The 12,698-nt window shown below is 57.9% G+C and carries 9 protein-coding genes and 1 pseudogene; 5 read left to right on the top strand and 5 right to left on the bottom strand.

Going from position 1 to position 12,698, the window contains the following annotated elements; translation table 11 throughout:
- From VJR68_RS01490 to VJR68_RS01475, 5 genes and pseudogenes are all read right to left on the bottom strand, one after another.
- Positions 1–1,477: DUF6531 domain-containing protein (locus VJR68_RS01490; protein ID WP_324145776.1), on the bottom strand; the 1,477-nt coding region annotated here is incomplete at its 3' end.
- 1,084 nt (positions 1,478–2,561) lie between these two features.
- Positions 2,562–2,861: a hypothetical protein gene (locus tag VJR68_RS01485; RefSeq protein ID WP_324145775.1), complete on the bottom strand. Its 300-nt coding sequence runs from the start codon at positions 2,859–2,861 to the stop codon at positions 2,562–2,564.
- A gap of 75 nt (positions 2,862–2,936) precedes the next feature.
- Positions 2,937–3,182: pseudogene (locus VJR68_RS22020) on the bottom strand (HNH endonuclease); the annotation flags it as partial.
- A gap of 475 nt (positions 3,183–3,657) precedes the next feature.
- Positions 3,658–4,446 (bottom strand): TIGR04255 family protein, encoded by a 789-nt coding sequence (locus tag VJR68_RS01480; protein ID WP_324145774.1) that lies wholly within the window; start codon positions 4,444–4,446, stop codon positions 3,658–3,660.
- Between the two features lie 945 nt (positions 4,447–5,391).
- A complete protein-coding gene (locus tag VJR68_RS01475) occupies positions 5,392–5,562 on the bottom strand; it encodes a hypothetical protein (RefSeq protein WP_324145773.1) in 171 nt (56 codons plus the stop codon).
- 646 nt (positions 5,563–6,208) lie between these two features.
- Between VJR68_RS01475 and tal the strand changes: the two genes are divergently transcribed.
- The 5 genes from tal to queD are packed head-to-tail and all read left to right on the top strand — an operon-like array spanning position 6,209 to position 12,491.
- On the top strand, positions 6,209–7,282 hold the full coding sequence (tal, locus tag VJR68_RS01470; protein ID WP_324145772.1) for a transaldolase: 1,074 nt from the start codon (positions 6,209–6,211) through the stop codon (positions 7,280–7,282).
- Positions 7,279–9,594, top strand: a complete 2,316-nt coding sequence (gene pgi, locus VJR68_RS01465; protein ID WP_324145771.1) for a glucose-6-phosphate isomerase — start codon at positions 7,279–7,281, stop codon at positions 9,592–9,594. The genes tal and pgi overlap by 4 nt, the downstream gene beginning before the upstream one ends.
- Positions 9,591–10,637, top strand: a complete 1,047-nt coding sequence (gene gnd / locus VJR68_RS01460; RefSeq protein WP_324145770.1) for a phosphogluconate dehydrogenase (NAD(+)-dependent, decarboxylating) — start codon at positions 9,591–9,593, stop codon at positions 10,635–10,637. Before pgi ends, gnd begins: the two co-directional genes overlap by 4 nt.
- A gap of 4 nt (positions 10,638–10,641) precedes the next feature.
- A complete protein-coding gene (gene zwf, locus VJR68_RS01455) occupies positions 10,642–12,078 on the top strand; it encodes a glucose-6-phosphate dehydrogenase (RefSeq protein WP_324145769.1) in 1,437 nt (478 codons plus the stop codon).
- Between the two features lie 50 nt (positions 12,079–12,128).
- Positions 12,129–12,491, top strand: coding sequence for a 6-carboxytetrahydropterin synthase QueD (queD, locus tag VJR68_RS01450; protein ID WP_324145768.1), 363 nt, complete (start codon positions 12,129–12,131; stop codon positions 12,489–12,491).
- The last annotated feature ends 207 nt before the right edge of the window (positions 12,492–12,698 follow it).

Genomic DNA, 12,698 nt, shown 5'->3' with positions numbered 1-12,698 from the left:
TGCTATCCCATTGATACGTGGTCGTGCGAGCAATGCTCGTACCTGATGCTTCTACCGTCTGCTGAAGCTGGCCGGTGGCGGCGTATAGATACGTCGTCGTGTTGCCATTGTTGTCGACCTCCGACTGCATATTGCCATTGCTGTCGTAGCTCATTTGGCTAAGCGTAGCGGCGCAATGTGCGGAAGCCTGGCCGGTTACCGAGATCGGTAGGTTGCTGGCATTGTACTGGTATACCGACACGTGGCCCAACGGGTTGGTGATGGTAACTGTCGCGCCCGTTGCGTTGCTGCCATAAACCAGCGATGTCTTTTGCGTCCCATCGGCCAAGCTGGTCGATGTCGCATTGCCGTTGGTGTCGTACGTGGTTAGGTCATGCGCAACACCGTTGTAATCGACTTCTGTCAGATTTTTTAGCTGTGGAGTATTGGGATTGAATGCCTTGTGCTGATATTGAATGGTGACGGGGTTCGATCCCGGGAAACTCACGGACGCCACTTGTTCTGGAATAGCGTCCCAAGTCGCTAACACGCTATCGGTTGCGGCTTGGTAGATGTAATTGTTGCCGCCGGGATCGGTCACCGTCAGCGCCGTAATACCTTGTCCGTCGCTGCCGGGAGTTATGGTCAAAGTCATCTGCTGCCCGGAGGTATGCGTGACCACCATAGTCGTGCTGTTCGGGCGGGTAATGGTCCAACCGATGCCGGATGCGTCATGGATGCCAGTGAGAATGCCCTTATTCCCTGGGGAAGGACCGGTCGTCAGATCCTGTGTCCAGGTATAGACCTTCGCATCTTCATCGACCAAGGTGTAGGTGCCAGGCCCCGATCCGTTCGGCGTATATGTCAAAGTCGCCAGGCCGCCGCCGCCTACTTCGGTGAAAGGCCCCGTGAGGAAATTACCCGTTGCCACAGCATTGGATTGCGCGAACTGAATCTGAGAACCATCTGGTCGCACAAAGCTGGCTGTGGTGCAGCTGCCTGCTTTACTCAGACATATGGTGTGAATTGCGAAATCGAGATTGTCGGTCCATCCGCTAACGGAGGTCGGATTATCGCCGAGATAAATCCGCGAGGTGTAATACCGCTCGAATTTCAGCCCCATCTCACCCGGCAGAGCGAAATCGGTCTCAATGTCCACCTTTGCACCCGTGCCGGGATCAATCGGATCACCGACCCGCAAACAAGGAGGCGCCTTGCTATTCTTTTTGTCGGCGGTGATGGTCGTACTGACTGATGTTTGTGTACCACCGCCACCACCGGGGCCTCCGGAACCGCCGCCGCTGCCGCCGGGACCACCTACCGAACCAACCACGACCGTCCAGCATGTCGCATCGGTGTGCGTGCCATCTGGAGTAGTAACGTTGCCACTGCCACACTGTCGATAGGCTAAAGTGCCCGCCTGTGCAGTGGTGATAGCCCCGCCTAACGCCGCGGCGATCGACAAGGTTGTGATTGAAGACAGCAGCAACCAGCGCATTTACGTTCCCCCGTAAATAATTCTTGAGATGCACTTCAACTAACGCACATGCGTTGGCAATACCCAGGCAAGGCCTGCTTGAGGTCATTTGTCGCCGTAGAAAAACAGCCTTGTGACGGGCGCGCATAGTGCGCTCTGCTTAGCCACAGAAGATGCTGCGGCAAATGTGTTATGGCGAGAGTTGGGATGGCCTGAGGCCCGCTTGATAGCAGTGCGACGAAGGGAATGGAGCCGCGCGGCACCACCCCTGTGCTTCCATTCTGAAAGTAACGGTGATCCTGACACTCCCTTGCCCCTGTTTGCCGATCACTAGGATTCCGTGCGTGATTTTCTAAGCTAACAAAGAAGTCTGGATGGCTGTAATAGGAAAAAATCCAGGTAGGGAATTGTCCGCTTCGAGCGTTTGCGTTAAGTGCCCGTCGCTCACGGCCTCATCGTGGCTTGATGGCCTCAAATTCAAGAAGAAGCCCTGCGCACGGAACTTCACGCTGCCCAAGGAGTGGGCGTTGGCACCCTGATCTCGCGCTGATCCCCGCCACGCCTGCGCTCCCTTCGCAGGCCAACTTTGACGCGGTGGTCCACTCGTCGGCTTGGCCTGATTGGTAGAAGAGCTGGGCGCTACTTCGGAAAAGAAACGAACGCCCTGCAGATGCAGGGCGCCCGGTCGGACGTCGGCTTCCATGCTGCGGCGGGCCCACCGCGGACGCCAGGACTTTCCGGCAAGCAACCTTATAGGGGCGCGTTGTGTGTAAAGAGTGAATACGATCACGACCCTGGCGGATGTGACCAACTCTTGTCGCGCGCTTGCCCCCGCCACGCCCGCGTTGCCTTTAAAGGTTGATTTCGACGCACATATTCACAGCAGGTAGTCGTCGCCATATGGCACCTATTTCGCGTTTTGCCAAGCGATGCGACACGTCGCAAAACGACGCGCGCAGCTGTCCAATTCGAAGACATGTGAGTCAGCTTCGCGCCCACGCAAAATCAGGACTGACGTATGGTTTGATCGCTGGAACATGGGGTTGGCGGGGGCGCAAAATGAAGCATTAGATGCCCGCGCGAAATGTCCCAAAAAAATTTAGGGCTATTCGCCTGACAGTGTTCGAAGCGCGGTGTCGACCTTCTGGAATTCCGCTTCGGCTTGGGTGATTGCGGCGTCGATGTGAGGGCCGGTAGTCTTTCCAGAAGAGCGAAGCGTTGTTAGGCCCTGAAGGACATCTAGGGCTTTCTTACGCGTTGCCTCGGTGGCCTGAATCATTACAAGCATTCCTTCTCGATAGCGCACCAGATCAGGGTTATTTAGATCGAGCAGCCGGAGCGTGAAATCGCCAGGAACTGATTTGACCTCGACTTTAGCGCCCTGATATCGAAGATGCTGGAACATCACATGGTCACATGGGTTCGGAATGAATTTGTTGGCTTTCAGCTGGGCAGCAGTCGGCCAGTATTTTCCCTTTCGCCTATTGCATGAATTACAAGCGTAGAAGAGGTTGGTGTAAGTGACGACTAGGTCGGGAAAACGGGACTGAGGACGATAATGGTCTACACCATAGTCCTGGTGAAGGCCCCCATCAGGTCGGCGGCAATAGACGCACTTTTCTCTGAACTCCTTTCGGAGGAAAGGCTTATATCGCGGGTAGGTTTTGTACTCAGCGGGCTGTTCGCTGCGTACGTGACGGGACTTCGGATAGGTGTATGGATTCACCGAAGCCCAAACTGGGTCTTGAGTTTATCGAGGTTACTGGAAACGCTCTCTAGCGTTGTGGTCGTCGCATTAAGGGCTTCCCATGCAGCGTCAGAGACACTCGGAACTAAACGTCGCAGTCGCTGGGTCAAAATATGGAATCGCGCATCGTCCTCTGGAGTGGACTGCCGGTCGAACTGAAGAACCAACAGCTCCAGGCGTCTGTCGCGTGCCTGAGTAACCATGTCAAGACCTTCGTCCACCTCATGGACATAGCGGGAAGGTTCCGAGAGCCCGGTGTCTTCACCGGCGGGAGTCAGCGATTCCGCCGCGATCCTCGTTGGCTCAGGAATCGCCGTTGCTGTTGCGAAGAGTGTTTGGCCGGCCCTTACGTGTCGTACGGCAAAATCTGCTCGTGGGGTACCAGTAGCTTGCGGGGTGTCGTAGCCCCTTACGCTCTCGCCGACGCGAGGAGTGTGTTCGCGAAGGACTGCACTCATTTGATCGCTCCTTTCTTGGCTGCGAGATATTCGCGAGCTCGGTCGCCCAATGCCCAACTGAACATAGAAAACTCCAACTCGTGTAGGCGTCGGACCGTTGCCAGGGCATCCTCTACGCCCACCTCTTCGCGATAGAAATCAAAGTCCAGTACGTAGCCTTCTTTGCCGATGCCTGGCCCAGCATCGACGCCAAGGCCGTGCTGAAAGAGATACCCGCCGCAGTCGGTTGTGCCACGTATCTGCTGGAAATGGACATCAACATCGCCAAACACGCCATCAACTAGTGGGCCGACAAGCACTGGATTGACCCAGCCAGCAACGTCGCGAGGTCTGCAAGGCAAAGTATTGATGTATCGAAGTCCAATTCGAGTAAAGAAATCGCTGTCGATTGTATGCTTGGCCGCTGCGATGACCGTGCGGAGCTGGGCTTCGAACTCGTCAAATGAGTCGTACTGCGCAGTCTCCAGGGTTATCGAAGACGGTTTGAGCACAACAGTCCATCGAGAGCGCTTGGAGGTGAACTGATGCGCATTGGCCTTCGCCATGGATGCCGGTCCGACCTGCACTCCATTGAGAACGCTATGGATCGGAAAGTCCTTGCGTAGCGTCCGCCAAAAGCCACTAGGAGGACGCTGATCTTCGATCTCGAAGATCGTTGGGAAGCGCAGTTCGCAGACAGCATTGCGGATGAAATTCCGGTCGTAGTGGGCCGGAGCGACCTTCGGAACATTCAACAGGCGAACGTCTGTTCGATCCGCCGTTTGCCCGACGCTGTCATCGTCCACGAAGTCCCCCGATCCGTTGCTATATGACCCGCCAGGCACGCCTCTGGCTCTTCCACTTGCTCACCGAATAGTGCCATGGATTAAATCAAACGACCATGAAGAGACCCTTAGAGGGCTGTCGGGTTCCTGCTTGTTGGTGCAGCGGTGTACGGGTATCGCTACCTTGCAGGTTGATGGAAGTTGGTGGCGTCGGAGAAATGCTTGGGTTCCTTGCCGACGTGATGTCTGTGCATATGTTCTACCCACACCTGCTACATCCTCATATTCAATCCCTGGAGTCGATCGTAGCGGCGACCCGTTCGTGTGCGCGTTCGAGCCTACATTTACGAGAAAGGCAGGGTGGGGTTCGGAAAAAGGTAACCCAGGTAACCAGCTCGAAATTCGCGTGTATGTCTTTGAATATAAAAGGATCGAAGGTTACCTCTGGAAGGTAACGCTTGGTAACCCAAAAGGTAACCTGAGCGTAAGCGCTTGATTTATAAGAAGGCGTGGTTTGGTCTTGGTTACCTTTTCTTGAGGTAACCAGTTACCTTATGGTTACCTCAAGGTTACCTTTGCCGATTGTCCGTATCTTATTGTTTTCTTTGTTGTAAATGGACATTTTTGGGTTTGGGTTACCTAGGTTACCTTTTTCCGAACGACCCGGACATTTTGGCGCCTGTAAGCAAAAGTGGGTTTTCGAGGGTTCAATAGGGACCAAACGGGCGCTGCCCTACGCCGCCGCCAGTTAGTTTTCGTACATGATGGTACTTCTGATGGTATGTCGGCTTCTTTGGCGAAAGTAAGGCTATCTAATACAGGTATTTAGCGATCTTAGTGGGTGGCACCCATAGCCACCACATCCTTATTTGCATCATGCCGCTCACCGATCATCTCTCTTGATCGGCGCTGACTGTCTGGCTTGTGATGTCCCCATCGCGGAGCAGTAACTGCTCCAGAACTTCGTTAAGCCGGCTCGTTCAGGGCTAGGCGATTCTTGTATGCCAGCTCGGTTTCCAGATACAGGCCGGACCAAGGATCCAACACGTAACCCTCTGCGGGTTCGGTGGAGATACGACGGGCTTCGGGGTCTTCATCCACGTGGGAAAGCGGCAGATCGTACATCGTGGGATCCATAAACTTGCCTCGATGGTGCGTCGCGGAAGTTCAGGCTACCGGCGTTCTTGTTCGCATCCGGTTAAGCCGTTTGCGGTCTTTGCGAACGCGAAATTTATGAGTCCTCGTATGCGCGCCCATGGACTTCGTGCCGTAAGCGCTCTGGCATACGACTTGGATTGGCGAAGGAAGAGTTGCCATCCTTGCGCTCGCAACCTGTCGCCATACCGAGATCGTCACTACCTTAAAGTTGCGCTTGAAGTGCATTTATTTCGAGGAGCGCGTCAATACAAGATGCGACGGCGGTATGCACGATCATCCAGAATTGATGCCAGTGCGCACGTGTTGCGTACCATATGGCGCTGCGGACGACATGGATGCGTGGACTGGCTGCGCTAAGCATTTTGCTTTCGGTTTCTGCAAGCGTTTAGCAAACGACGACATTCATATCAATGCAGCGATCAGGGTGATCTGCTCTTAGCGCGAAGTACGTGGCTGACATCACTCCAGCCGGGTACCGAAGCCGCACCCTTCGGGCGTATAGTCCCGATGGTCATCAGACCGTGACACCTGTCTTGCTACCCTGCCGGGTGATGCCGCGGCAGGTCAAAACTCTGCCGTTGCGGCCCGATCGAATACCTGCCTCATTTCACGAAGGAGTACTGCAATGGAACAACCGACCCGCACGCTCCATGGGCTCGGACAGAGTCTGTGGTTGGACAACATCACCCGCGGCATGCTGGGTGACGGCACCTTGCTCGGTTATCGCGAGCAGAAGCACGTGACCGGCCTCACCTCCAACCCGACCATCTTTGCCCAGGCCATCAAGGCTGGCAAAGATTACGATGCATCCATTCGCGGGATCGGCAACACCGATCCGGAGACGGTGTTCTTCGGCTTGGCCATCGATGATCTGCGTCGCGCCGCGGCGATTTTCGAACCGGTGTACCAGCAGACGCATGGCGTGGATGGCTGGGTGTCGCTGGAAGTGTCGCCGCTGCTGGCGGACGACACACAGCGCACCATCGAGCAGGCGGTAATGCTGCACAAGCAGGCGGCGGTGCACAACCTCTTCATCAAGGTGCCGGGCACGCCGGCCGGTGTGCCGGCGATCGAGGAACTGATCTTCCGCGGCGTGCCAATCAACGTCACGCTGCTGTTCTCGCCCGAGCAATACCAGGCAGCGGCCGAAGCATGGCTGCGTGGCCTCGAACGCCGCCATGCAGCTGGACTGGATCTGGATATCGCGTCGGTGGCCTCGGTGTTCATCAGCCGCTGGGACGTGAAGGTGGCGGATAAGGTGCCGACCGACTTGCACAACAAGCTCGGCTTTGCCGTCTGCGCGCAGATCTATGCGAAGTACCGCGAGCTGATCAATTCGCCGCGCGTACAGCGTTTGCAGAACGCCGGCGCACGCGTGCAGCGCCTGCTGTGGGCCAGCACCGGCACCAAGGACCCCAAGGCGAGCGATGTGATGTACATCGAAAACCTGATCGCTCCGCTCACCGTCAACACCATGCCGGAAAAGACCCTGCTGGCCTTTGCCGATCACGGCAAGGCGGAGCGGCTGATGACGTTGGACGATCTCAGCGCCGCCAGCACGCTGGCGCAGTTCGAGGCGCACGGCATCCAGGTCGAGCCATTGGCCAAGGTGTTGCAGCAGGAAGGTGCCGATTCCTTCGTGAAGTCCTGGCATGAATTGATCGATACGGTAAGCGAGCGCATAGGGGCTGTTGCATGAGCGCCTTGCGCGAGAAGGCGGCGTGGCAAGCACTCCAAGCACACAGTCAGGAACTGGCAACACAACATCTCCGTGACATGTTCGCAGCCGATCCGGGCCGCGCCGAGCGCTATCGTGCCGAGGCCGCGGGCTGGCGGCTCGACTATGCACGGCATCGCGTCAACGATCAGACGCTTGAACATCTGTTCGCGCTGGCGCGCGAATGTGGCGTGGAGGCACGCCGCGATGCGATGTTTGCCGGCGAAAAGGTCAATACCACCGAACAGCGTGCTGCCTTGCACATTGCCTTGCGCGCACCAGCGCGCAAGGTGATCAAGGTGGATGGTGTCAACGTGGTGCCTGAGGTGCATGCGGTGCTCAAGCGCATGCGCGAATTGGCCAGCGCCATTCGCGAAGGGAGCTGGCTGGGCTTTACCGGACGGCCGATCCGCAACATCGTCAATATCGGCATCGGCGGGTCCGATCTGGGACCGGTGATGGCGTACGAAGCCTTGCGTCATTACACCGATCGCAAGCTGACGGTGCGCTTCGTCTCCAACGTCGACTACACCGATTTTGCCGAAGCGGTGCACGATCTGCGTCCGGACGAAACCCTCTTCATCGTCGCCTCCAAAACGTTCACCACGCTGGAAACCATGACCAATGCGCATAGCGCGCGCGATTGGTTGATGAAGGCGGCCAATGGCGACAAGGGTGCGGTAGCGAAGCATTTCGTGGCACTGTCGACCAATGCAAAAGCGGTGGAAGAGTTCGGGATTTCCACCCAGCAGATGTATGGCTTCTGGGATTGGGTGGGCGGCCGTTATTCGATGGATTCGTCGATCGGCCTGTCCACCATGATTGCCATCGGACCGGATGCATTCGCCGACATGCTCGCCGGCTTCCATGCCATGGACGAGCACTTCCGTACCGCGCCGTTGGAACGCAACCTGCCGGTGATCATGGGGCTGCTGGGCCTGTGGTACACCGATTTCTTCGGTGCGGAAACGCAGGCGGTGCTGCCGTACGAGCAATACCTCAAGCGCTTTCCGGCGTACCTGCAGCAGCTCACGATGGAGTCGAACGGCAAGCACGTCACCATCGGCGGCGAGCATGTCGATGTCGCCACCGGTCCGGTGTATTGGGGCGAGCCGGGCACGAACGGGCAGCATTCGTTCTACCAGCTTATCCATCAGGGCACGCGGCTGATTCCTTGCGATTTCGTCGGCTTCGGCCAGTCGCTGAATCCGTACGGCCGCCATCATGACCTGCTGCTGGCGAACATGATTGCGCAAGCCGAAGCGCTGGCCATGGGCAAGACGCTGGAGCAGGTGCAGGCAGAAGGCATCAACGAAAGCCTTGCGCCGCATCGCGTGTTCGAGGGCAATCGTCCTTCCAGCCTGTTGCTGGCGGACCGTCTTACACCGCACGCCTTGGGTGCGCTGGTGGCGCTCTACGAGCACATCGTGTTCACCCAGGCGGCGATCTGGAACATCAACCCGTTCGATCAATGGGGCGTTGAACTCGGCAAGCAGCTTGCATTGCGCGTGGTGGATGAAATCGAATCGCCGCGCAAGGCGCTCCATCATGACAGCGCGACCAATGCAGCGATTGCCTGGTACCGCAAGGCGCGCCGCAAGACGGAACAAACCAATGCCGCACCGGCCGTGGCATCGCAACAGAAGGTGCTGGTCATCGACGTGGGTGGCAGCCACGTCAAGGCGATGGTGAGCGGCAACAAGCGCGAAGTGGAGATCAAGTCCAGTCGCAAGCTCACGCCGGCTGACATGATCAAGCAACTGCGTCCGGCCATTCGCAGCTGGAAATACGATGTGGTGACCATTGGCTATCCCGGTCCGGTCGTGCACGAGCGTATCGCGCGTGAACCCTACAACCTCGGCAAGGGTTGGGTCGGTTTCGATTTCGGCAGCGCGCTTCGTTGTCCGGTGAAGCTGATCAACGATGCTGCCATGCAGGCACTCGGCAGTTACGAAGGTGGCCGCATGCTGTTCCTCGGCTTGGGAACGGGATTGGGTTCGGCCTTTATCGTCGACGGCATTGTCGAGCCGATGGAGCTGGCGCATCTGCCCTACAAAAAAGGCACCTTCGAAGACTACGTCGGTGCGCGTGGCCTGAAAGAGATGGGCAAGAAAAAATGGCACGCACATGTGTTCGACGTGATCGAACAACTGCAGGCCGCGCTGGAGCCCGACTACGTCGTGCTCGGCGGCGGCAACGTGCGTCATCTTGATGAACTGCCGGCCAATGTGCGGCGTGGCGACAACCACAATGCGTTCGCGGGCGGATTCCGTGCATGGGAGAACAGAGCATGAGTGCCGGGACAGCACAGAAGTTGCAACTGGGTTTTGTCGGATTGGGTCGCATGGGCCTGAACATGGTGCGGCGCATGCGGGAGGCCGGCATCGATTGCGTGGTGTTCGACACGCATGTCGATGCACGCCAGGAAGCGGCCAGCCATGGTGCGACGGCGGCCGAATCCATCCAGGATCTGGTCGCCAAATTGGATGGTCCGCGTGCGGTGTGGCTGATGTTGCCCACGGCCGTGGTGGATGCGGTGCTCGACCAACTCGTGCCTTTGCTAAACCCCGGCGACACGGTGATCGATGGCGGCAATTCGCACTACGTGGAAGATTTGCGTCGTGCCGAAGCCCTGGGCAAGCATCAGGTCATGTACGTGGACGTGGGCGTGAGCGGTGGCGTGTGGGGGCGCGAACGCGGTTATTGCCAGATGATCGGCGGCCCTGAACTTGCCTTCAAACGACTGGAGCCCGCGTTTGCCGCGCTGGCACCGGGCGTCGATGCCGCGCCGCGCAGCGAGAGCCGCGGCGGTGATCCTTCGCCGGCGGAAAAGGGCTATCTCTATTGCGGCCCGAATGGTGCCGGGCACTTCGTGAAGATGGTTCACAACGGCATCGAATACGGCTTGATGGCCGCCTACGCGGAAGGCCTGAATGTGCTCAAGGGCGCCAACGCCGGCAAGCAGAAGCGCACCGCCGATGCGGAAACGGCGCCGCTGGAGCGCCCGGAACTCTATCAATACGATTTTCCGATCGCCGACATCACCGAACTGTGGCGTCGTGGCAGCGTGATCGGTTCGTGGCTGCTTGATCTCACTGCCGCGGAAATGGCGCGTGATCCGGATCTGCACAGTTACGCCGGGCGCGTTTCCGATTCCGGTGAAGGGCGTTGGACGGCGCAGGCGGCGATCGACGAAGGCGTGCCGGTACCGGTGCTGACAGCTGCATTGTTCGGCCGCTTTACCTCGCAGGGCAACGATCTCTACGCCAACAAAGTCATGTCGGCGATGCGGCATGCCTTTGGCGGACATCAAGAGAAGACCGGCAACAAGGACTAAAAATATGGCCACGACGCTGGTGATCCTGGGCGCAAGCGGCGATCTCACCAAGCGATTATTGATGCCGGCGCTGTATCGCCTGCATGCATTGGGTTTGACGCGTGACCTGCGCATCGTGGGTTACGCCAAAGAGCGCTGGAGCCGCGAGCATTTCGAGCGGCATATCCAGAAGGCACTGCAATCCTTTGCGCCGGACTACAAGCCGGCGCAGTGGAACCGCTTTCGCCAGCAGCTTGATTACGTGGGCGGCGAGCTGGACGCCGAACATCTGTCTGCATTGAAGGAAAGGTTGAGCCCGGCTACGTTGTTTTACTTGGCGCTGCCGCCGTCATTGTTCGGCGTGGCAGCGACGGCGCTTGGCCAAGCAGGTTTTGCCAAGGCGCCGCGCAACGGTTGGCGACGCTTGATCGTCGAGAAACCGTTCGGTACCGATCTGGCTTCCGCTCAGGCCTTGCGTCAGGCGATGCATGCGCATTGGGAAGAGGAACAGATCCTGCGCATCGATCATTTCCTGGGCAAGGAAACGACGCAGAACCTGATGGTGTTCCGCTTTGCCAATCGCTTCATCGAACCGATCTGGAATGCGCAACATATCGCCCAGGTGCAGATCACTTATGCCGAAACGCTTGGCGTCGAGAAACGTGCGGCCTACTACGACAAGGCCGGTGCGCTGCGCGACATGCTGCAGAACCATTTGATGCAGTTGTTCAGCCTGACGGCGATGGCGCCGTTGGCGGAGTGGGATCCGGAAGTGCTGCGCAATCACAAGGTCGAGGTGTTGCGCTCGACCGTGCCGATCACGCCGGCGACCGTGGAAGCGCATGCCGTACGCGGGCAATATCGTGCGGGCCAGATCGGCCGCAAGAAAGTCCCGGGTTATCGCAGCGAACCGGATATCGCACGAGGTTCCTGCACGGAAACCTTTGCCGCGCTGCGTTTGGAAATCGACAACTGGCGTTGGCGTGGCGTGCCGTTCTATTTGCGTAGCGGCAAGCGACTGGCGACCAATTACTCGGAAATCGCCGTGCAGTTCCGCGAAGTGCCGGGCGCTTTGCCCAAGGCGGTGAATGCGGGCAACAACTGGATGATCTTTCGCATTCGGCCGACCGAACAGATGGATCTGCTGGTGACAGCCAAGCGGCCGGGCCTTGAGCTGGCGGGTCGGCCGGTGGTGCTGACCGCGCCTTACGCCAGTCCGGAAGATCGCGAATTTTCCGCCTACGAACAGTTGCTCACCGACGCCATCGGTGGCGATCGCACGCACTTCTTGCGTTTCGACGAAGTGGAGTGGGCGTGGAAGCTGCTGATGCCCGTGCTTGATGCATGGCAAAGCGGGCCGCCGGATTTCTATGCAGCCGGCTCCGAGGGACCAGCGAGCCAGCAGCAGCTGCTTGATCCAGGGCACGCGTGGCGCTCGATTGCACGGAACGGCCAAGTCTAGAAGACAGGTGCATACGAAAGCGTGCATGCGGGAACAGGTAAAATGTCCGCATGCACATCTTCAAAGTTTTCCAGATCGAAGCCGCCCATCGCCTGCCAAACGTGCCCGAGGGGCACAAATGCGCGCGTCTGCATGGCCATTCCTTCCGCATCGAACTCCACGTGCGCGGCGAGCCGGATCCCAGGCTGGGATGGGTGATGGATTTCGCCGACGTCAAAACAGCCTTCGCGCCGCTCTACGAGCAGTTGGATCACCATTACCTCAACGACATCGAAGGCCTCGAGAATCCCACCAGCGAAATGCTGTCGCGCTGGATCTGGCAGCGCCTGGAACCGACCTTGCCCGGCCTGGACAAAGTGGTGGTGCATGAGACGTGTACGTCAGGGGCAAGCTGTTCCCGGGAGAGCTTTTGACGCACTGCAATATTCACGATTTCGTCACTAAATCCTCGCGGCAGTTGAAATTTTCGTGACAGTCGAGTCTCTTAACAAAAAACATATTGCAGCGCACAAAAAGCTCTGTTAGGCTTTGTTCCACATTCCTTAATCCCCCCGCGAGGGACAAAGTCATGACTCAGCAACTGAACACCCAAGTTTTCGCTTACGCCAAGCAGCTGTCCG

The organism is Dyella sp. (assembly GCF_035277725.1).
Lineage (GTDB): Bacteria > Pseudomonadota > Gammaproteobacteria > Xanthomonadales > Rhodanobacteraceae > Dyella_B.
This window is presented reverse-complemented; position numbering and strand designations above follow the sequence as displayed.